Source organism: Streptomyces sp. NPDC059875 (assembly GCF_042731085.1).
In the GTDB taxonomy this organism is placed as follows: Bacteria; Actinomycetota; Actinomycetes; order Streptomycetales; family Streptomycetaceae; genus Streptomyces.
The window spans coordinates 237475-257072 of the sequence record NZ_JBHWJZ010000004.1 but is presented as its reverse complement, the minus strand read 5'-3'; the positions used below and the strand labels follow the sequence as shown (position 1 = coordinate 257072).

Annotated in this window: 18 protein-coding genes; 6 read left to right on the top strand and 12 right to left on the bottom strand. The window is 71.8% G+C overall.

The window, feature by feature from the left end; translation table 11 throughout:
* Positions 1 to 108: 108 nt before the first annotated feature.
* Positions 109 to 1350 carry a cytochrome P450 gene (locus tag ACFV9D_RS07050; RefSeq protein ID WP_385142116.1) on the bottom strand — a complete coding sequence of 414 codons (1242 nt, stop codon included), beginning with the start codon at positions 1348 to 1350 and terminating at the stop codon, positions 109 to 111.
* Positions 1351 to 1461: 111 nt separating this feature from the next.
* Between ACFV9D_RS07050 and ACFV9D_RS07045 the strand changes: the two genes are divergently transcribed.
* Positions 1462 to 2664: a globin domain-containing protein gene (locus tag ACFV9D_RS07045; protein ID WP_385142113.1), complete on the top strand. Its 1203-nt coding sequence runs from the start codon at positions 1462 to 1464 to the stop codon at positions 2662 to 2664.
* Positions 2665 to 2672: 8 nt separating this feature from the next.
* Here the strand turns inward: ACFV9D_RS07045 and ACFV9D_RS07040 are convergent, their stop codons facing one another.
* From ACFV9D_RS07040 to ACFV9D_RS07030, 3 genes are all read right to left on the bottom strand, one after another.
* Positions 2673 to 3641 (bottom strand): nucleoside triphosphate pyrophosphohydrolase, encoded by a 969-nt coding sequence (locus ACFV9D_RS07040; RefSeq protein WP_385142110.1) that lies wholly within the window; start codon positions 3639 to 3641, stop codon positions 2673 to 2675.
* 19 nt (positions 3642 to 3660) lie between these two features.
* A complete protein-coding gene (locus tag ACFV9D_RS07035; protein ID WP_385142107.1) occupies positions 3661 to 4305 on the bottom strand; it encodes a SurA N-terminal domain-containing protein in 645 nt (214 codons plus the stop codon).
* 81 nt (positions 4306 to 4386) lie between these two features.
* Positions 4387 to 5382 (bottom strand): glycosyltransferase family 2 protein, encoded by a 996-nt coding sequence (locus ACFV9D_RS07030; protein ID WP_385142388.1) that lies wholly within the window; start codon positions 5380 to 5382, stop codon positions 4387 to 4389.
* A gap of 125 nt (positions 5383 to 5507) precedes the next feature.
* Between ACFV9D_RS07030 and ACFV9D_RS07025 the strand changes: the two genes are divergently transcribed.
* Positions 5508 to 7880 carry a YfhO family protein gene (locus ACFV9D_RS07025; protein ID WP_385142104.1) on the top strand — a complete coding sequence of 791 codons (2373 nt, stop codon included), beginning with the start codon at positions 5508 to 5510 and terminating at the stop codon, positions 7878 to 7880.
* 89 nt (positions 7881 to 7969) lie between these two features.
* On the top strand, positions 7970 to 9160 hold the full coding sequence (locus ACFV9D_RS07020) for an acyltransferase family protein (protein WP_385142102.1): 1191 nt from the start codon (positions 7970 to 7972) through the stop codon (positions 9158 to 9160).
* An 18-nt stretch (positions 9161 to 9178) separates the two neighbouring features.
* Here the strand turns inward: ACFV9D_RS07020 and ACFV9D_RS07015 are convergent, their stop codons facing one another.
* Both ACFV9D_RS07015 and ACFV9D_RS07010 read right to left on the bottom strand, forming a co-directional pair.
* Positions 9179 to 9688 (bottom strand): GNAT family N-acetyltransferase, encoded by a 510-nt coding sequence (locus ACFV9D_RS07015; protein ID WP_385142098.1) that lies wholly within the window; start codon positions 9686 to 9688, stop codon positions 9179 to 9181.
* A 53-nt stretch (positions 9689 to 9741) separates the two neighbouring features.
* The gene (locus ACFV9D_RS07010) at positions 9742 to 9921 is read right to left on the bottom strand and encodes a hypothetical protein (protein WP_385142407.1); all 180 of its coding nucleotides are present in this window, start codon (positions 9919 to 9921) and stop codon (positions 9742 to 9744) included.
* Here ACFV9D_RS07010 and ACFV9D_RS07005 point away from each other — a divergent pair.
* On the top strand, positions 9842 to 10174 hold the full coding sequence (locus ACFV9D_RS07005; RefSeq protein WP_385142095.1) for a DoxX family protein: 333 nt from the start codon (positions 9842 to 9844) through the stop codon (positions 10172 to 10174). The genes ACFV9D_RS07010 and ACFV9D_RS07005 overlap by 80 nt on opposite strands.
* Positions 10175 to 10210: 36 nt before the next feature.
* On the opposite strand, the gene ACFV9D_RS07000 is transcribed toward ACFV9D_RS07005, so the two are convergent.
* Positions 10211 to 11869 (bottom strand): VCBS repeat-containing protein, encoded by a 1659-nt coding sequence (locus tag ACFV9D_RS07000; protein WP_385142091.1) that lies wholly within the window; start codon positions 11867 to 11869, stop codon positions 10211 to 10213.
* Between the two features lie 72 nt (positions 11870 to 11941).
* Here ACFV9D_RS07000 and ACFV9D_RS06995 point away from each other — a divergent pair, with 72 nt between their 5' ends.
* Positions 11942 to 13087 (top strand): endonuclease/exonuclease/phosphatase family protein, encoded by a 1146-nt coding sequence (locus ACFV9D_RS06995; protein ID WP_385142088.1) that lies wholly within the window; start codon positions 11942 to 11944, stop codon positions 13085 to 13087.
* 90 nt (positions 13088 to 13177) lie between these two features.
* On the opposite strand, the gene ACFV9D_RS06990 is transcribed toward ACFV9D_RS06995, so the two are convergent.
* From ACFV9D_RS06990 to ACFV9D_RS06975, 4 genes are all read right to left on the bottom strand, one after another.
* Positions 13178 to 13564 (bottom strand): hypothetical protein, encoded by a 387-nt coding sequence (locus ACFV9D_RS06990; RefSeq protein ID WP_385142085.1) that lies wholly within the window; start codon positions 13562 to 13564, stop codon positions 13178 to 13180.
* Positions 13565 to 13685: 121 nt separating this feature from the next.
* Positions 13686 to 15200, bottom strand: coding sequence for a protein kinase (locus ACFV9D_RS06985; RefSeq protein ID WP_385142082.1), 1515 nt, complete (start codon positions 15198 to 15200; stop codon positions 13686 to 13688).
* Positions 15197 to 15859 (bottom strand): hypothetical protein, encoded by a 663-nt coding sequence (locus ACFV9D_RS06980; protein WP_385142079.1) that lies wholly within the window; start codon positions 15857 to 15859, stop codon positions 15197 to 15199. Before ACFV9D_RS06980 ends, ACFV9D_RS06985 begins: the two co-directional genes overlap by 4 nt.
* A 195-nt stretch (positions 15860 to 16054) precedes the next feature.
* Positions 16055 to 18118 carry an N-6 DNA methylase gene (locus ACFV9D_RS06975; protein WP_385142076.1) on the bottom strand — a complete coding sequence of 688 codons (2064 nt, stop codon included), beginning with the start codon at positions 18116 to 18118 and terminating at the stop codon, positions 16055 to 16057.
* Positions 18119 to 18248: 130 nt separating this feature from the next.
* On the opposite strand from ACFV9D_RS06975, the gene ACFV9D_RS06970 reads away from it, so the two are divergent.
* The gene (locus ACFV9D_RS06970; RefSeq protein WP_385142073.1) at positions 18249 to 18938 is read left to right on the top strand and encodes a hypothetical protein; all 690 of its coding nucleotides are present in this window, start codon (positions 18249 to 18251) and stop codon (positions 18936 to 18938) included.
* Between the two features lie 72 nt (positions 18939 to 19010).
* Here the strand turns inward: ACFV9D_RS06970 and ACFV9D_RS06965 are convergent, their stop codons facing one another.
* Entirely contained in the window at positions 19011 to 19406 is a 396-nt protein-coding gene (locus ACFV9D_RS06965; RefSeq protein ID WP_385142070.1) for a hypothetical protein, read from the bottom strand.
* Positions 19407 to 19598: the final 192 nt, after the last annotated feature.

Below are 19598 nucleotides of genomic sequence, written 5' to 3'. Positions count from 1 at the left end.
CTGCCTTTCGCGTGACTGCTGAGGTGACGGTGAACGTAGCGGCATTCGAACGTCTGTTACAAGTCGATGCAGCGGAGATCACGTAAAAGTCACAGTCTTGACGGACCGTCAGCTGACAACTGGGGCGAACTCCACCGGAAGCGTGCGCAATCCACGCATGATGAGCCCGCCGCGCCACCGCAGATCGGCCGGATCGGCGGCAAGTCGCAGGTCCGGCAGGCGAGTCAGCAGCGTCGCGAGCGCGATCTGGCCCTCCAGCCGGGCGAGCGGGGCGCCGATGCAGTAGTGGATGCCGTGCCCGTACCCCAGGTGCTGGTTGTCCCGCCGGGACAGATCGAGCGTGTCCGGTTCGTCGAAGCGCGCCGGGTCACGGTCGGCGGCGGCCAGCACGACCAGGACCGGGTCGCCCGCCGGGATCTCCTGTCCGCCGATGGTCAGCGGCTCCATGGCGTACCGCCAGGTCGCCAGCTCCACCGGCCCGTCGTAGCGCAGCAGCTCCTCGACCCCGGTCTCCAGGAGACCCCGGTCCCCCGCCGCGAGCGAGGCCTGGAGCCGCTCGCGCTGATCGGGGTTGCGCAGCAGGGCGTACACCCCGTTGCCCACGAGGTTGACCGTGGTCTCGAAGCCGGCGAAGAGGAGGATGAAGGCCATCGCGGCGGCCTCGTTCTCGGTGAGGTGCTCGCCGTGGTCGGAGGCCTTGATCAGCCCCGAGATCAGGTCGTCGCCGGGGTCGAGCCGCTTGCGGTGGATCAGCTCCGCGAGATAGCCGCGCATCTTCTTGACCGAGCGCGCCACCCCGCCGCGCGGGCCTCCACCGTGCCGGATCATCATTCCGGCCCAGTCCCGGAAGTCGTCCTGGTCCTCGCGCGGCACGCCGAGCAGGTCGCAGATCGCGTAGATGGGCAGCGGGAAGGCGAACTCGTGGATGAGGTCGGCGGAGCCCTTCTCCGCGAAGGAGTCGATGAGCCGGTCGGTCAGCTCCTGCACGCGCGGAGCGAACTCGGCGACCCGGCGCGGGGTGAACGCCTTCGACACCAGCCGCCGCAGCCGGGTGTGGTCGGGTGGGTCGATGTTGAGCAGATGTGTCATCAGCTCGGCCTTGCGCTCCCCCGGGATCCCGGTCTTCCCCTTGGCGTGCGCGGGCTCGTCGTGGTGCGCCGGGTTCTTCGAAAGCCGCTGGTCGGCGAGGGCCTGCCGGGCGTCCGCGTACCGCGTCACCAGCCAGGCCTCGACCCCGCTGGGCAGCTTCGCCCGGTGGACGGGCGCGTGCTCGCGCAGCCAGGCGTAGGCGGGGTACGGGTCGGTGGCGAACTCCCAGGTGAAGAGCTCGGGGGCGGGGGGCGTGCTCACCCTGAGACGGTACAAGGTCGCCGGCGGGCGGGCGCGCGGACGGCCGGGGGCGGCGGTCGGACCCTCGCGATGTGATCGTCCGGTGAAGAGGCGTGGCCTAGATTCTCCCGGGTGGATGCCCAGTTGCTCAGAAGCACGTTCGCCGTCGTCGAGAGACGGGCCGAACACGCCGTCACCTTCTTCTACTCCCATCTCTTCTGGAACAACCCGGGCGTCCGCGAGCTCTTCCCCGAGGACATGCGCCCCCAGCGCGACCGGCTCTTCGCCGCGCTCACCCATGTCGTGACCCATCTGGAGGACCCCGGGCTGCCGGGGTACCTCGCGCATCTGGGCCGGGACCACCGCAAGTTTCTGGCCTCGCCCGCCCTCTACGCCTCCGTCGGGGCCAGCCTGACCGCCGCGTTCGCGCACGCCGCGGGGGCCGCCTGGACCGTCGAGGCCGAGAAGACGTGGACCGAGGCGTACGGGTACGTCGCCGAGCTCATGATGCGGGGCGCCGAGGAGGCGGCGGCGGACGGGGAGCCGGCCTGGTGGGACGCCGTCGTGGCGCGCCACGAGCGGCTCGGCGAGGACCTGGCGGTGCTGACGCTGCGCCCGCGGCAGCCCTTCGCATACCTGCCGGGGCAGTACGTGAGCGTCAGCTCGCTGCGGGTCCCGCGGGTGTGGCGGACGTACTCCCTGGCCAACGCGGCCCGGGCGGACGGGACGGTGGACCTGCACGTCAGCCGGATCCCCGGCGGAGCGATGAGCACCGCGCTCGTCGACGAGGTGCGGGCGGGCGAGCCGCTGCGGCTGAGCGCGCCCGGCGGCGCGCTGACGTCACGGACCGCGCCGGGCGGGCCGCGGACCTACATCGCCGCCGGGACCGGCTGGGCGCCGGTCAAGGCGCTCCTCGAAGAGGTGGCCGAGGGGCCCGAGGGCACCGAGGCCCGGCTCTTCCTGGTCGCCCGGGCGAAGGAGTACCTGTACGGGCGGGAGGACGTCGCGCGCCTTCAGGAGCGCATACCCGGGCTGAACGTCATATACATCGCCTCCGCGCCCGACCACCCGCGCGACCAGGCGACCGAGCGGCTGATCCACGCGCTGTACGCCTGCGTCAACTGGCCGTCCCACGAGGTCTACCTGGCGGGCCCGCCGGGCTTCCTCGCCGAGACCGTCCCGGTCCTGGAGCACCTCGGCGCGGCCCGGCTCCACCACGACCACCTGCCGGCGGTCGCCGTCTTACCCGCCCGCCCGGGCACGGCGGAGTGGTTCATCGAGCCCCCACAACTCCACTGGCACAACCCCGAAGCCAGGTCCCCACGCCGTCCTTGACCCCGGGGCTACCGGCCCTCCGCCGCTCTGATCGTGTCGCGGTAGGCGCGGGCCGCGGCCCTCAGGGCGGCTTCCGGGTCGATTCCCTGCGCCTCCGCGCGGGCGGCGAGGGCGAGGAGGTCGTAGCCGAGGCCCTCGCCCGACGGCAGCGGGACGTCCAGGCCCGCCGTGCGGACCCGGCCCGCCAGCTTCGCGGCGAGGGCGAGACCGGGTTGGCCCAGCGGCACCCCGTCGGTCACCGACTCGCGCTGCTTCTCGATCGCCTTCGTGCGCAGCCAGTGCGCCTTGACCTCCTCCGGCGTCTCGGCGGTCGCGTCGCCGAAGACGTGCGGGTGGCGGTGGATCAGCTTCTCGACGATCGTCCCGGCCACGTCGTCCACGGAGAACGGCTCCTCCGCGTCCTCCTCGGCGATCCGGGCGTGGAAGACGACCTGGAGGAGCACGTCCCCGAGCTCCTCGCGCAGCTCGTCGCGGTCGCCGTCCTCGATCGCCTCGACGAGTTCGTACGCCTCCTCGATGCCGTACTTGGCGAGCCCCTTGTGCGTCTGCTGCGAGGACCACGGGCACTCGCGCCGGATGCGGTCCATGACCTGCACCAGGTCGAGGAGACGGGCGCCCGGCAGGTCGTACGAGCCGGGCAGCAGCTCCAGGTCGGGCATCGTGACGCGGCCGGAGCCGGCCAGCCGGGCGAGCCCGTCGGTCAGGGCCTGGTCGCCCTCGCCGGAGGGCAGGACGACGACGGTCCGCCCACCGGCGCAGGCCTCGACGAGGTCCTGCGCGGCGGGGCGGGTGTGCTCGACGGCGACACCCGCCTCGCGGAGGTACGGCAGCTGAGGGTGGTGCTCGTCGGCGCACAGCACCCGGTCGGCACCGTGCAGCGCCTGCCACGCGGGCCAGGACAGCAGTCCGGGCGCCACGCGGTGGCTGGCGGTGAGCAGAACGATACGGCCGGGCTCGACGGGTGCTTCAGCATTCACCCTTCGACCTTACGTGGGGCTACGCGCCCGCTTCCACGGCCTCCGGCGCCTGGCTGATCTGGCGCAGCCAGGCCGGCGTGTACGTACCGAGCTGGATCTTCTTGTCGTCCCAGGCGCCGAACCGCGGGTTCACGTCGATGCTGAGCGCCTTGGACGCCTCGGCGAAGACCTCGGTGAGCTTCTGCTGGCCCTCGGGGGTGTTCGCGATGCCGAGCTTCGCGGCGATCTTGTTCATGAGGACCGTGCGGCGGACGACCGCGTCGATCTGGTCGGGGGCGGCGCCCTGCTGCTGGAGCAGCATCGCGGCGAGCTGGGCCTCGCCGCCGCTCTGCTCGGCGAACTCGCCGCGCGCCTTCTGGATCTCCCCGCGGTTGGCGGTGATCCCGTTGTCCGCGGCGACCTTGTCCACGACCTTGTCGAAGATCATCACGTTCAGCTTCTCGCGGCTGAGGTCCCCGGTCGCCTGGATCAGCTGCGCCGCCTGCGGCGAGGCCTGCTGCGCGGTCCGTACGTCGCGCACCTGCGCCTGGAGGCTGGACACCTCGATCCGTTCGCCACCGACGACCGCCGCCGCCCCTGGGTGGGCCTCACCGCCGCAGGCGGTGAGCAGCGGGGCCGCGGCGAGGAGCGCGGCGGAGACGGAGAGCGCAGTGCGGCGGTGCAAAGGAGCCTCCCGGCGTGGGTCGTGCGTCAGTTGAACGACCTTGCGGTGATCGATGGTAGGCAGTCGCCGTGGCCTGGGCCACTACTTCGACGTGACTGCCTCGATCAACGACTCACGCGTTCGGGTGGTGGCGGTCCGCGGCCCGATCAGCCCCGGAACGTCCGTGTTCGTCGCCTTCACCAGGAAGTGCGGCCGCCGCTTCACCTCGTAGTAGATACGGCCCACGTACTCGCCGACCAGCCCCAGCATCACCATCTGGACCCCGGCCAGCGCCGTGACGATGACGAGCAGCGTGACGTAACCGGGGGTGTCCACGCCCTTCACCAGGGCGACGCCGACGATCCAGGCCGCGTACGCCAGGGCCACGGACACCAGGCCCATTCCCAGATAGACGGCGGCCCGCAGCGGCTTGTTGTTGAAGGACAGCAGCCCGTCGAGACCGTAGTTGAGCAGCTTTCCGAAGGTCCATTTCGAGCGGCCCTCCTCGCGCACCGCATTCTCGTACTCGAATGTGGTGGTGCGGAATCCGACCCAGGCGAAAAGACCCTTGGAGAATCGGTTGTACTCGGTGAGTTCGAGGATGGAGTCGACGGTACGGCGGGAGAGCAGCCGGAAATCGCCGACCCCGTCCACCAGCTCGACGTCCACCAGCCGGTTGATCGCCCAATAGTAGGCGCGCGCGGTCAGGGTGCGGGTCACCCGGTCACCCTTGCGGGTGCGCCGGGCGATGACCTGGTCGTACCCCTCGGCATGCAGGCCCACCATGCGGTGCACGAGCTCCGGCGGGTGCTGGAGGTCGGCGTCCATGATGACGACGGCGTCGCCCTGCGCATGCTGGAGGCCGGCCAGCATCGCGGCCTCCTTGCCGAAGTTACGGCTGAAGGAGACATAGCGGGCGCGAGGGTCGGAGGAGGCGATCTCCTCGAGGAGCGGGAGCGTACGGTCGTGACTTCCGTCGTCCACATAGACCAGCTCGAATTCACCGTCGAAACGGGAGAGTTCGGTGGTCACATGGTCGTGAAAGCGACCGATGATCTCCTCTTCGTTGAAACACGGGACCACGATCGAGAGCAGCACAGAGGACACGACAGCCCACCCGGATGTCGCCGACCGATTCGAAACATGACGGCGAGGCGACCATTGAGTGAACTGGGTTCGAGAGAACACGATTTCGTGTTCCCTACTGGCATATTCGCACCATCATGCCTGCTCAGACGACACCGCGCCCGGCGGCCGCGGGCCGCTCCGCCGCCCTCGCCGCGTTCCTCACCGCGCTCGCCGTCTGCGTGGGGGACGCCGTCGCCCGGACCTTCCCGTTCGGACCGGAGCGGCGCGGCGTGAACGACCTGGCCAACCAGTTCGTCCCGTACCACGCCCATCTGTGGGACCTGCTGCACGGGCGGGCCGACGGCGGGCTGCTGCTCAACTGGCAGTCCGGCTGGGGCACCAGCTTCCTGCCCGACCTCGGGACGTACTTGGGCAGCCCCTTCGCGCTCCTCGTCGCCCTCTTCCCGCGCGCGGACATCGAGTACGCGGTCTATGTCGTCACGATCCTGAAGATGGCCGCCGCGGCGGCCGCCATGGCCTTCGCGCTGCTGCGGCTGCGGCCCGGCCCCTGGTGGGCGGCGGCGGTGCTCGGCGCCTCGTACGGGCTGTGCGGCTGGGCCGTCATCGAGGCCACGTACAACCCGATGTGGCTGGACGGCCTGATCGCCTTCCCCCTGCTGTGCCTGGTCGGCGAGTGGGTACGGCAGGGCCGGCGGCCGCTGCTCGGGCCGGCGGTCGTCGCGCTGTGCTGGGTCGGCAACTTCTACACCGCGTACATGGCCACGATCGGCGCGGCCCTGGTGCTCCTGGTCCGGCTCGCGGTGGCGAACGAGCTCCGGCTCCGCGTCCTGGCGCGGGCCGTGGCGACCGTGCTGCTCGGGATCGGGCTCGCCGCGCCGATCCTCGTACCGGTGTTCCTCGGCTCCACGCGCGCGTACCCGGGCGTGACGAGGGAGTTCCAGTCGGCCGACTGGACGGACTTCCTGGCCCGGCTGCTCCCGGCGACGTACAGCTTCTCCACCCCCGCCGCGTTCCTGGGCACCGGGACGCTGCTGCTCGCCGGCGCGCTGCTGTTCCACCGGAAGGTGCCGCGGCGGGAGCGGTGGCTGTGGTCCGGGTTCGCGGTAGCGGTCGCGGTGTCGCTGCAGTGGGGCCCGACGCATCTGGTGTGGCATGTATTCGCCACTCCGAACGGCAGCCCGTACCGGCAGACCTTCGTCCTGTCCGGCGTCCTGGTCATCGCCGCCTGGATCGTCCTCTCGTACGGCTGGCCCGGGCGGCGCGCGCTGCTGGGCGGCGCGGGCGTGGTGGCGGTGATCGGCGTGGGCGCGGCGGCCAGCGACCTGGTGACCGGCTGGTCGTACCCGCTGCTCGTCCTCGGCCTGGCGGCCGCCTGCGGCGCGCTGTGGCTCGCCGCGAAGGGAAAGGGGAAGGGGAAGCGGGTGATCGTGGCGGCGGTGCTGCTGGCGGGCGCGCTCGTCGGACAGGCGGCCGCGACCACGGCGTACGCGGACCGGGCGCGGCTGCGGCTCGACGACTACCCGGCCTGGGGCGCGGAGCAGGACCGGCGGACGGCCGCGCTCGCCGCGGCCGACGGCTGGCCGGCGTACCGCACCGACTCCGGCCGGCCGCGGATCACCGGCAACGAGCCGCTGCTCTTCGGCGGCCAGGGCGCCGCGTACTACAGCAGCCACACCCCGGAGGTGCTGACGAACACGCTGGCCGCCCTCGGCGGCGGCTGGACGTCCCGGGGGCGCAATCTGCAGAGCCTGGACAACCCGGTGACGGACGCGCTGTTCGGCGTCGGCGCCCGGTGGCGGGACGGCGCCGTGGTGCGGACGGGGCCGGTGCTGCCGCTGGTGACCGTACGTCCGGAGGGGGCCACCGTGCCCCGATACGGGGCCTCTCCGTTCCGCAACCAGGAGATGCTGCTGGGCTCGTCCGTCTACACGCTGCCCGCCGACGGGGTCTGCCCGGTCGGCAGCGAGGTCTTCCTCTGGGCCCCTGACGTGAAGGGGACGGCCCGGCTCGGGGCGGGCGGTGCGCCGGTGAGGCTGGACGGCGGGATGCCTAAGTGGCGGGCCGCGCTGACCTCGCTGGGCGTGCAGAGGACGGCGGGCACTAAACCCGTGGTGACCGGGGTGCCGGGTCACCAGGTCGGCTGCCTGGACCGGGGGCGGCTGGCGACGGCCGTGGCGGGGCTGAAGGCCTCGGCCGCGGTGTCGATCGACATCACGACCAGTGGCATCCGCGCGGAACTCCCGCCGGGGACGAAGGGGACGGTGGTGGTCGCGGCCCCGCGGATCGCGGGCTGGACGTGCGGGGGGCGGTCGGCGGACTCCTACGGCGGCCTGGTGGCGCTGAAGGTCTCCGGCGAGACGTCGGTGGCCTGCGACTTCCGCCCACCGGGCCTGCGGGCGGGGCTGGGCGCGGGGGCGGTGGCGCTGGTGCTGCTGGTGATTCAGATGCTGATGACGACCTCTGCTTCTGCGCGAAAAGGCGCCGGCGAAACCCCCGTTTCCGGGTGAGAAGGGCCACCGGTGTCGGGCTGTGATGTCCCTGTGCGTCGACTGTACGGTCTTTCCGGACCAACTCAGTCACGGGGAAGGCCGCACTAATGCCCGGCATCACAAGGGCCAAAAGCGGCGGAGAGCCGACGAACCGTCTCTTCGCCCTGGACGGAATCCGGATCACAGCAGCCCTGGTCGTGGTCTTTTACCACTACATCGGCCTTGACGCCGCCTGGGAAAGGAACCCGTCCGAGCTGTTTCCGGCGCTGCGCCCCTTCGCGGCGTACGGCTGGCTCGGCGTCGAGATCTTCTTCATCGTCAGCGGCTTCGTCATCTGCATGAGCGTCTGGGGACGCTCGGTCGGCGACTTCGCCGTGTCACGTGTCTCCCGGCTTTTCCCTGCTTATTGGGCGGGTATCGCGCTGACGGCGCTCACTCTGTGGCTCCTGCCCGAGGTGCGGGAGCTACGCACTATGGAGCAGTGGAGCGACGTCCTGGTCAATCTGACCATGATGCAGGGCGGCCTGGGCGTCGGACACGTGGACCATTCGTACTGGACGCTTTTCGTGGAACTCAAGTTCTACGCGCTCTTCGCGATCGTCGTTCTCCGCGGCGTCACGTACCGCAATTGTGTGATCTTCTGCGGAATCTGGACGCTGGCCGCGGTCGCCGCCCCGACCAACGAATTCCGACTGCTCGACTTCTTCGCGATGCCTCAGTACGCGCCGTACTTCATCGCCGGCATCGCCTTCTATCTGATGCACCGCTACCGGCCCACGATGCTGCTGTGGGCGATCGTCGGGGTCCAGTTCCTGCTCGCCCAGCACTACGTCCGCGGGCGCATGAAGCTGAACCTCGGAGTCCAGCTCTCGGAGCAGTTGCCGACCTGGCCCGCGCGCCTGGTCATCGCGCTCGGCTTCCTCGCGATCGCGGCCGTCGCGCTCGGTCTCCTCGACCGCGTCCAGTGGCGCTGGCTGAAGACCGCGGGAGCGATCACGTACCCGCTGTACGTGCTCCACATGGCGGTGGGCATCACGCTGATCCACCACTTCCGCGATGAGGTCGCTCCCCTGCCCCTCGTCGCGTCGGTGACGGCCGCCATGCTGGTCGCGGCCTGGCTGATCCACGTCCTCGTGGAACGCCCGCTGTCGAAGCGCCTCCGCTCGGGGATGCGGCGCGGAGTCCAGGAGATCCGCCGCAACACCCCGGCCCCCGCGTCCGTCCAGGATGCCGGCGCTCGGGACGAGCCTCGCGCACGCGTGCCGGCCCTGTCCGCCGCGGGCGGCAGCGGCCGCTGAGCCCGAGCTACAGCGGCCTTACGGCGCCGCCGGCCGCCGCCACCGCACTTCGCCGTCCTGCCACTCGTCGGTGGGGGCGAGCCCGGCGGCGGTGGCGACGGCGGCGGACGCCGCGTGGTCGGGGTGGATGTGCGCGACGACCGTCCGTACCCCCTGCGCGGCGAGCCAGCCCACCAGCCCCCGCGCCGCCTCGGTGGCGATCCCCCGCCCCTGCCACGGGGTCCCCACGATCCAGGCGATCTCGGCGGTCCCGCTGTCGTGGACGGTCGCCTGCACGGTGCCGGTCAGACGGTCCGTCTCGCGGAGCCGGACGACCCAGTTGCACCAGGTGACGGCGGGGTCGGGCGAGCCGGCGACCAGCCGCTCGTAGCGTTCCCGGAGGCCCTCGGGGGTGGGCGGGGCGCCGCCGATGACGTCGTACAGCGCCGGTTCGGCGAGCACACCGGCCATCTCCTCGGCGTGCCCGACGGCCAGGGGCAGGAGCGTGAGCCGTGGGGTCTGAACGGTCTCGGGCCGGATGCTGATCATGCGCACGAGTATGGCGCGCGCCGTCTCCACGGCGAGGGCCGGGCCGTCGGCCGCTACAGCGGAACGCGCGCGACCAGAGCGGCCAGCAGCAGACAGGCCGCTGCCGCTGCCCAGAAGCGCGGGGAGCGGGTGTCGTCGAGGGCCTTGCGCGGGGTGCCGGCCTTGCGGAAGGCCTTCTCCACGAGCGGGGCGACGCCCACCGGCTTCGCCAGGGCGGAGTTCGTACGTGCCAACTCGGCCGAGGTGGGTGTCCCGGAGACCTGGATTCCGGGGCTCGGCGTCCTCAAGACGGCCGGCGCGGCCGGGCTGCTGCTCGGGCTGCTGGGCGTCCCGTTCATCGGTGCGGCCGCGGCGGCGGGGCTCGTCCTGTTCTTCGTGTGCGCGGTCGCGGTGCACATCCGCAAGCGCGTACTGCACAACATCGCCTTCCCGGGGGGCTTCCTGGCGCTGGCCCTCGCGTCCTTCGGCCTGGCCGTCACCGTGTGACGGGCGCAGGCTTCCGATCCGGCCGGCCCCACTCGCCTAGGACGCGGTCGGGAAGAGTGGTGGCAGGCGGTCCAGCCACGGGAACGGCTCGACGCCGTTCTCGGTCAGGGCGGTCACCCCGCCGGCCAGGCCGACCCCACCCGGTCCGAAGGCAGAGGTTCCCGAAGCCTGGGTGGCCAGGGCGGAGGTGAGGGAGGCGGGGCCGGACGCCGGAATGGTCAGGCCCAGTTCGAACAGGGTCGAGCCGGTGGTGGAGGTGCGGGCCACTTCCGCGGTGGCGTCCTCCCACGGTGCGCTCACCAGCAGTTCGGCGAGGCCGTCGCCGGTGTGGTCCTGGAGGGAGACGGCGTAGCCGAAGCCCTCACCCGGCTTCGCGACGGCGGTGAGGGGTGCCGAGTCCTCGGTGAAGGTGGCGCTCGGCCGCGCGGTGAGGCCCGCCGGGTCGCCGATGAAGACGGTGACGCTGCCCGTACCGCCGGAGCCGCGCAGCGCCCCGACCGCGAGTTCGTCCAGTCCGTCGCCGTTCACGTCACCGGCGGCGAGCGCCCCGCCCCAGTACGCGTCCGCGTACGCCGAGGAGTTGGCGAGGGGGACGACGGGGGTGCCTCCGATGCCGGTGGAGCCGCCGGGCGCGACGACGACCGCGCCCGAGCGGGGCGCGGCGCCGCGGCGCTGGTCGGCGAAGAGAGCCAGATCGGCGTAAGCAGAGCCGTGGAATCGGCCGGCGACCAGGGTACGCACATGGCCGGACGTGCCCGTGTTGCCGACGTTGATCACCGCCGGGGCGGTGGCGTCGAGCCCACTGGTGGAGCCGGTCAGCACGATGGCGGCGCCCCAGGCGCCGTTGACTCCGCCGATGAACTCGCCGGAGGCGAGCACAGCCAGGTCGTCGCGGCCGTCGCCCTTCAGATCCGCGGCGGCGAGCGAGGCACCGAAGTGGTCGAAGGGTTCGGCCGCGCCGGCCACCGTGCCGTCGAAGTGCTGCGCCCCGGTCGCGGCGAGGCCGGTGGGGCCGCCGTACAGGACTGTCACCCGGCCCGCCTCGAACGCCGTGCCGACGGCCTCACCGGGGGCGCCGATCGCGAGGTCGGCGTAGGCGTCGTCGTTGAAATAGCCCGTGATCAGGCTGGTGCCGAACCGGTCGTGGGGCTCGTTGTCGCCCGGGATTCCCTGCGCGTTCTGGTCGACCCAGGTCAGCCCGCCGGCCCCGGCGCCCAGATAGGGGGCGGCGCTCTGGCCGTACTGAACCGTCACCGCCCCCGCGTCGAGGATGCCGCCGACCTCTTCGTGGGGATTGCCGAAGGCGACGTCGGCCTTGCCGTCGTTGTCGAAGTCGCCGGTGGCGACCGACTGGCCGAAGGTGTCCCCGAGCTCGGAACTTCCGGGAACCGTCGGCGAATTGTCCTGGTTGAGCAGGGCCTGCGCCGGACGCGCGCCGGTCGGGCCACCGGGCAGCAGGTAGACGGAACCGCCCAGGTCCGCCGCGCCCATGGCGGGGTCGGTCCAGCGGGTCAGCCGGGCGGACGAGGCGACCACGACGTCGGCGGCGCCGTCGCCGTTCAGGTCCGTGCTGCGGGCCCGCTGTGCGACGGCCGCGCCGGCCGATTCCGGCAGCACCGCCGTGGTGGCCGTCATGGTCAGCACCAGCGCGATCGCCCACCGGTTCCAGCGGCCGGCTCCCGTCCGTCCCGTCACGGTTCCCCCTTCGTTCACCTGTTCGCCGCGCAGCCTATACTCCGTTGATCATTCGGGGGACGGGGAGGGAAAATGGTTCGTCGTCAGGTCGGCGCCGCGCTGGCCGTTCTGGGCGTCGCGTCGCTGGTGTACGCCGGGGCCGTGGTGAAGGACTCCGCAGGCGAGGAGACGAAGCGAAGGCAGACCACGGGCGCGACGACGAGCACCATGCGGGTGCTGGACTGGAACGTCTGCGGCGAGAGCGGCGGGTGCCCCTCCGCGGGGAAGACGGACCAGCAGGTCCTGCTTGCGGAGCAGATCAAGAACCTCGCGGTGAACAAGAACGCCGAGGCCGTCTTCCTCCAGGAGGTCTGCGGCGACGACGACAAGAACGACCGGGCCGACGACCCCGCCAAGACGGCCGACAAGAGTCTGGTGACCCACCTGGGGGAGAAACTGGGCACCGGCTGGAGCATCGCGTTCCTTCCGTACACCCGCCCTGCCGAGAGCCGCTTCGGGACCTCGACGCCGTTCGCCCCCTACCCCGCCCCCATTCCCACCTCCGGCTCAACGGCCTATCCGCCCCGCTCGGACTCGACACCCCCGTACACGAACCCGCCGACCACAGCCGATTTTCGCTGCCGTGGGCCGGAGCGGATCGGTGTGCAGGGGATCGCGATCGCCGTGAAGGGCACGTTCGGCGAACGCGAGGAGTTCGAACTGCACTCCCCTGCGCCTGCGCTGTGGCTGAAGGCGCTCTGCGTGCGCCGCACGAGCGGCGGGACCCCGGCCCGCCTCTGCACCAGCCACCTCACCCCCAAGGCGGATGACCGGGATCATCGTGCCGGATTCTCGTACCGTGCCGAGCAGGTGCAACGGCTCGTCGAGATCATCGGGGACGGCCAGGACACGATCTTCGGCGGCGACTTCAACAGCCGTCCGCCGGACGACTCGGCGAGTGGTGCCGACAGCGGAATCCTCGCCCCGCTGTACGCGAAGTACCGCGAGTGCGAGCAGGGCAGCGGCACCGTGCGCAAGGGTTCGGGCACCATGTGGTCCGAACCGTCCAAGGGCCCGGACCCCTCGGCTTCCCCCGTTATCACGCGCACCGACCGCAAGTACGACTACCTGTTCTCCAAGAGCTCCTTCACCTCCTGCGAGGTCCTGAGCAACGCGGAGCTGAAGGCCTGGTCGGACCACCTTCCCGTGGTGGGCACTGCGACGGTCACCACCGGCTGATCCGCGGGGCGGGGCCCGAGGTGCTCGGGAGCGTGACGAAGGGGCCGGACCCACTCGGGTCCGGCCCCTTCGTCATGCGCGGAGGTGGCGTCAGTTCTTGACGGGGTTCAGGCAGAGCACGAACTTGTCCGAGTTCAGCTGCTGCGCGAGCGCGACCTCGCTGTCCTCGCCGCACTTCTCGATGTCGAAGGTGTTGTCGTAGACCTTGACGACCTTGTAGAGGTCGGCCACCTTCTCGGTGCACCCCTTGCTCTCGACCTCGGGGTTGTTCTCCGGGCCCGTCACGGTCACGCAGTCGCCGGCCTCCGCGTGCACGGGCGCCTCGCCGGTGAGGTGCGGGAGGCCGAGCTTCACGGCCAGGGCGACGGCGATCGCCACGACGACACCGAGGATCTTCTTGCCGATCCCGCGCTTCTTCTTCTCCGGCTCGGCGGGCACGAGCGGCTGGTCGGGGGAGGTGGGCGACTGCGTCGTCATGAGGGGTTCCTTGGGGACGTGTGCATGATCAGACGCGAACGCTACATCGCCCCGAACGGGCATAACGGACCCGGAAGATCCACTTCCCCATCAGTTGTGGACTCGTGATTCTGGCGCCCCGTCAGGCGAACCGCCCCATCTGCTGCTGCCGCGCCAACGCACGCCGCAGATCCGTCGGAAGCGCGTGATACGGGCCGTACGTCCGCTCCGTGTCGTACAGCAGCGCCTGGAGCTGCTGATGGCCGGCCGTGTGGTCGCCCATCGCAAGGAGCAGCATCCCGATCCGCCTGCGGAGGTCGAAGAACCGCGACTGGTCCGCGCCGTGTTCGTGGAACGGCAGGAGCGCCCGGTACTCCGACAGCGCGGCCGCCGTCTCCCCCAGCTGCTCCAGGCACTGCGCCGCCTCGTAGCGGAACTGCAGGGTCTGCGGGTCGGCGGGGCCGGCCTCGGCCGCGCGGTCGTCGGCGAGGCGGCGCAGCTCCGGCAGGGCGCGGCGGTACTGGCCGTCGTCCATGAGGGTCGTCGCGTACTGCTTGCGCAGGATCCGGACGACGGGCGAGTACTCCCCGTGCTCGGCGGCGGCCGCCGGCAGGATCGAGCCGAGGAGGTCGACGGCCCGGGTGAGGGAGCCCTCGCCGAGCAGCCGCTTGACCTCGTCGACAGTGGCGGCCACATCGGGGCGCGCGACGGGCGGTGCGACCGGCGGCGCGGGGACGGACGCGGAGGCCCGGTCGGGCCAGGGTGCATGCGGGCGCAGGAAGGGACGCGTCGGGTCGAGCGGCCCCGCCGGGGCGCCGCGCGCGGGCAGCAGCGGCAGCAGCGCCTCGTACACCTCGTGCGCTCCGGAGGGGCGGTGCTGCGGGTCCTTGGCGAGCAGCCGCAGGACGAGCGCCTCCAGGGCCTCCGGCACCTCGGGGCGCAACTGGCGGACCGGGAGCGGGGGCTCGTAGAGGTGGCGGTGCAGGACCCCGAGCGCGGTCGATCCGGCGAACGGCACGTTCCCGCTGAGGAGTTCGTGGAGCAGGATGCCGAGCGCGTACAGATCCGTGTACGGGCCGACGGCACCGCCCATCGCCTGCTCGGGCGCCATGTAGGCGGGGCTGCCGATCGGCGAACCGGTGTGGGTCAGACGGGTGGTGTCGGTGTCCAGGACGGAGGCGACGCCGAGGTCGAGGACGGTGACGGTGCCGTCGGGGCGCACCATCACGTTCCGGGGCTTGAGGTCGCGGTGGACGATCGGCACCGCGTGCACGGCGGCGAGCACCGCGCACAGTTGCGCGGCGACGGACACGGCCCACTCCCAGGGGTACAGGTCGTGCTCGGCGAGATGGTCGGCGAGGTCCGCGCCGTCGAGGTACTGCATGACGAGGTAGAGGTCGTCGCCGTCGCTGCCGGCGTCGTGGACCGTGACCAGGCCGGGGTGGTCGACCTGGGCCGTGACCCGGCACTCGCGCACGAAGCGGCGCCGGAGCTCCTCCGCGGCGGTGGCGGGGCCGGTCATGGTGGCGGGACGGAGCAGCTTGACGGCGACGCGGCGGTCGAGCCGTCCGTCGTACGCCGTCCAGACCTGGCCCATGCCGCCCTGGCCGATGACCGTGGAGAGTTCGTACCGGCCACCGATGACGCGTCCGTTCACTTCCCCTCGTCCTTACGGAGGAGGTTGCTGAGCTCGTCCAGTTCGGCACGGACCTGGTCGATCCGGGGCGCGGGCTGGGGGGTCTGAACCGGCGGCCGGGGCGGCACCGGAGGCTGCGCGGGCACCGGGGGCGCCGCGTGCTGCGGGGGCATCGCGGGCTGGGCGGGCTGAACGGGCTGTACGGGCTGTACGGGCTGTACGGGCTGAACGGGCTGTGCGGGCTGTGCGGGCGTCGGTTGAGGCACCGTCACTGCCGAGGGCGGGTAGCCGTATCCGTACGGAGCGACCGGGGGCGCGGGCGGCTGCGCCCACAGCAGGGGCTGCGCGGCCGGGCGCTGGTGGTGCCGGATGTCGACCACCAGGTAGTACGCCGTCACGGCCGCCATCTGGACCAGCAGTCCGGCCATGCCCACGTTCGAGATCCAGTGATCGGCGAGGTGCTGCTCCAGCGTGGCCAGACAGGCGATGTTCAGGACGAGTTGGCCCCAGAACAGCACCCAGTCCCGGCCCCCGCGCCGCATGATCGCGATCCGCAGCATCGCGATCCACGCGAAGGAGCCGAGGGACAGCACGACCAGCATGCACAGGAGCACGCGCACGACGATCACGCCTGCCGACGGGCCGGGCCGCGGGGGCGTCATGGGCGCGTGACCGTGCATGGATGTCGCTCCTGGGGTGCGGGCGTGCGGAGTACGAGCGTATAAGGCGACTCCCACAACCGGCCCAGGGTTGTACGGAAACGATCTGTCCAACAATCCGCCTGCCAATCCGCCTGCCGATCGCCTCGACGCGATCGGCGCGACGCGATCGGCTCGACGATCTGCTCGAGGATCCGCTCGAGGATCCGCCTTCCGTCACTCCGGGTGGACGGTCCCGTCCGCGAGTCCGTCGTACAGCCCCTGCACCAACTGCTCGCCGAGCCTGCCTGCCAGTCGCAGCGCCTCCTCGAACTCTCCCAGTGCGCGGAAGCGTTCGCCGTAGCGTCGCTGGTCGGCGAGCGGCAGCCGGGGCAGTTGGAGCCGCCTGACGTCCAGCCGCGTCGCGGTGGACGCGAAGCTGCTGGCCTGGCGGTTGTTCGCCGTGCCCCGCAGGAACCCGGCGAGGAACCAGGGATCGAGCGCTTCCGGGTCGGGGCGGAGGAGTTGGAGGTTGCGGCCGAGCGCGGCGCCGGCGGTGGCGGCGTCGACGACTCGGGCGATCGATCCGCCGCCGAGGACGGGGACGACGACGTCGCCCTGCTCGACGAGGACGGGCGCCTCGGCGGGGCCGTCGGGGAGCGTCCCGGAGGGCGCGGCGCCGTAGAGAACGTCCTGCTCGGTGAGGACGGGACCGCCGGCCGGGGAGGTCCCTGCGCCGCCGGCCCTCAGCTGGAGTGCTCCGGCGCGAGCGAGTTCGCCGACGGTGGTGAGTGTGCGGGCGGCGGGCCGGGCGGGGGCAGCAGGAGTGGGGGTGAGGCCAACGGTGCGGCGGAGCGCCTCGTCCAGGTGCCCGCGCACGGTCTCCAGTTCGGCGACGGAGCCACCCGTGGCCGCGGCTGCCAGATGCCGGGCGGGGGCCAGGTCGACATCGTCGTCGAGGAGCTCGATGACGGGGACCGAGCGGCTGACGCCGGGTTCGGCCCGACCGTTCCACGCGTCGAGGACGGCGCCCTGGAGGGTGGGCCAGGGCAGCTTGTCGCGGCCGCCGTCCGGGACGAGGCCGGTGGTGTCGACGAGCAGCAGTTCGGGGGCGGGCCGCTGGGCCGGAGCGGGCCGGTACAGGACCCAGAGGTGGAGCGGGATGCCGTACGGGGGTGCGGCGCCGGCCGGGAGGGCGACCACGGCCCGGAGGGCGCCGCGGCGGAGCAGGTCGGCGCGGATGCGCCGGCCGGAGCGGCGGGAGGCGACCGCGGGGGGCATGAGCAGCACGGCGGTGCCGCCGTCACGGAGTCGGGCGAGCGCGTGCTGGACCCAGGCCAGCTCGGATTCGGTGCGGGCCGGGAAGCCGTACTCCCAGCGGGGGTCGTAGGCGAGTTCGTCGTGACCCCAGCCGCGCTCGTTGAACGGTGGGTGGCACAGCACGGCGTCCGCGGTGAGCGCCGGGAAGGCGTCGGCTCGGAGCGTGTCGGCGGCGGCCGAGCGGATGTCGGCGTCGCCGTGCAGGGCGAGGCGGAGGGCGGTGAGGGCGGCGAGTTCGGGGTCGGCGTCCTGGGCGTAGAGGGCGGTCGGGCGCTGGACGGCGCGCAGCAGCCCGCCGGTACCGGAGGCGGGGTCGAGGACAGTCGCGGTCGGCCCCGCGGCTTCGGCAGCCAGGGCGGCCATCAGCTCGGCGAGGCCGGGCGGGGTGAGCGTGTACTGGCGCGGATTGGCGTCCAGGTGGCGGCCGAGCAGGAACTCGAAGGCCTGCCGGGCCCCGAGGGCGGCGGCGAGCTCCGCCGCGCCGCGCATCAGGGGGACGGAGGGGGCGAGTTCGTCGGCGAGCGGGGTCCGCACGGCGCGTTCGACGCCGAAGCGGGCGGTGAGGACCTCTTCGAGCGCGGGCGGCAGGACGTCGGCCAGCCGCTCGTCGGACAGCGCGGCGTACTCCACCCAGCCGGTGGGCCGGTCCCGTACGAGCAGCAGCGCGCAGCCGGTGTGGACGAGCGCGGTCACCGTCCCGGCCGGGTGAGCGGCGAGCTGCTGCCAGACGCGCTCGCGGAGCGGGACCTCGACCAGTTTCCCCTGCTCGCGCAGCCACTGCTCGACGTCGGCGAGAGCGAAGGAGGGGCTGGTCTCGGTCCCGCCCACGGGTTTGGGGAAGTCCTCGTGCCGGCGCCGCCAGTTGCTGACGGCGGCCCTTCCCACGCCTGCGAGCCGGGCGATTCCGGCTGCGGTGACCTCTGCTGCGCGCTCGTCCGGCACCGGTCCGTCTCCCCTCGTCCTCCTGTGAACACCGAGCATACCCACCGCACCGGTTCACAGTGTGAGTCGATCCGAATCTCGTGAACCATGTTGACTCGGTTCACAGCCTCTGCTGTGATTGACCCATCGCAAACGGAGTTCCCACAGCGCCCCGGAAGGTGCCACAGCCATGTCTCAGCAGCAGCGCAACTGGTTCGCCCGCCACAAGACCCTCACCGCCACCGGCGCGATCGTCGCGCTCGTCGTGATCGGAGCGACGGGATGCGAGGGCGGCGACACCACGTCCCCGAAGAGCTCGGCCAAGCAGGAGCAGCCGGCGAAGCAGGGCGGCGACAGCAAGGCCCCGGCGGAGAAGAAGGCCGTCACGATCGACGGCGACGGCGACTTCGAGGTCGGCAAGGACGTGAAGCCGGGCCTCTACCGCACGAGCGGCAACGAGGACGCCATGTGCTACTGGGAGCGGGCCAAGGACTCCTCGGGCGAGACCGACTCGATCCTCGCGAACGACAACGTCACGGGCACGAGCTACGTGGAGGTGAAGGCCTCGGACAAGCTCTTCAAGTCCTCGGGCTGCAAGGAGTGGGAAGCCGTGGACAAGAAGGCGACCGGCACCCCGAAGGCGGCCCCGAAGGGCAACGGCGGCATGTTCAAGGTGGGCCTCGACATCGCCCCGGGCACGTACAAGTCGACGGGCAACACGGACGACGGCTGCTACTGGGAGCGCTCGAAGGACGCGAGCCACAACACGGACGCGATCCTCGCGAACAACAACGTCTCGGGCACGGCGATCGTGAAGATCTCGGCCTCGGACGGCTACTTCAAGACCTCGGGCTGCGGCGACTGGACCAAGACGGGCTGACGCCCGGGCCACCCGGCCGGAAACAGGGAGAGCCCCGCCGAGCGACTCGGCGGGGCTCCCCCGTCACGCGTGTCAGGCCTGATCGACGGCGAAGTCACAGCTGTGGGCGTAGTCGGGATCCCCGACCTGCCAGCGCAGGACCAGTTCGTCCTCATCGCCGCGGACCGGCAGGTCGTACGAGCCGTCCCGCAGATTCAGGACCAACGCTTGCGGCCGGACGTCCTTGATGGCACGAGCCAGGCGCCAGTCCCCACTGCCCGTGGCCAACCGCGGCTTGGTCCCGACCCCGTCGAAGGCGACAGGGAAGTCCTTGGCCGCGAACGTGTGGTCGCTTTTCACCTCGACGACCGCTCCGCAGTCGCCGACCCAGCGGCCGACCAGTTGATCTTCGGTGACGTGAGGCGATTTCTCCGTACCGGAGAACCCACAGGCCGTCGCGGCGAGCAGCAGGGCGCACACACCGTGCATCCCGATTCCTCGCCCACCGGACATCGCACTCGAAATTCTCAACGTCTCACCCTTCACAGAGGGGCGGGGCGGCCCCGACGTACGCGGGGGCGCGCCCCGCGGCGGGGTGGGCGGGCTGCGTGACCAGACCCCCAGCGGCGGCTGGGTGGCGGGGGGTTGGGGGGGGGTGGGGGGGGGGGGAGCGCCCCACCA

Excerpts from the sequence above, each read along its gene's own strand:
- ACFV9D_RS07015 (WP_385142098.1), bottom strand. The coding sequence starts at position 9,688 with ATGATCAGCATCCGGCCCGAGACCGTTCAGACCCCACGGCTCACGCTC.
- ACFV9D_RS06965 (WP_385142070.1), bottom strand. The coding sequence starts at position 19,406 with ATGCACGGTGTGTGCGCCCTGCTGCTCGCCGCGACGGCCTGTGGGTTC.
- ACFV9D_RS07020 (WP_385142102.1), top strand. The coding sequence starts at position 7,970 with ATGCCCGGCATCACAAGGGCCAAAAGCGGCGGAGAGCCGACGAACCGT.
- ACFV9D_RS06980 (WP_385142079.1), bottom strand. The coding sequence starts at position 15,859 with ATGCACGGTCACGCGCCCATGACGCCCCCGCGGCCCGGCCCGTCGGCA.
- ACFV9D_RS06990 (WP_385142085.1), bottom strand. The coding sequence starts at position 13,564 with ATGACGACGCAGTCGCCCACCTCCCCCGACCAGCCGCTCGTGCCCGCC.
- ACFV9D_RS06970 (WP_385142073.1), top strand. The coding sequence starts at position 18,249 with ATGTCTCAGCAGCAGCGCAACTGGTTCGCCCGCCACAAGACCCTCACC.
- ACFV9D_RS06995 (WP_385142088.1), top strand. The coding sequence starts at position 11,942 with ATGGTTCGTCGTCAGGTCGGCGCCGCGCTGGCCGTTCTGGGCGTCGCG.
- ACFV9D_RS07025 (WP_385142104.1), top strand. The coding sequence starts at position 5,508 with ATGCCTGCTCAGACGACACCGCGCCCGGCGGCCGCGGGCCGCTCCGCC.
- ACFV9D_RS06975 (WP_385142076.1), bottom strand. The coding sequence starts at position 18,118 with ATGCTCGGTGTTCACAGGAGGACGAGGGGAGACGGACCGGTGCCGGAC.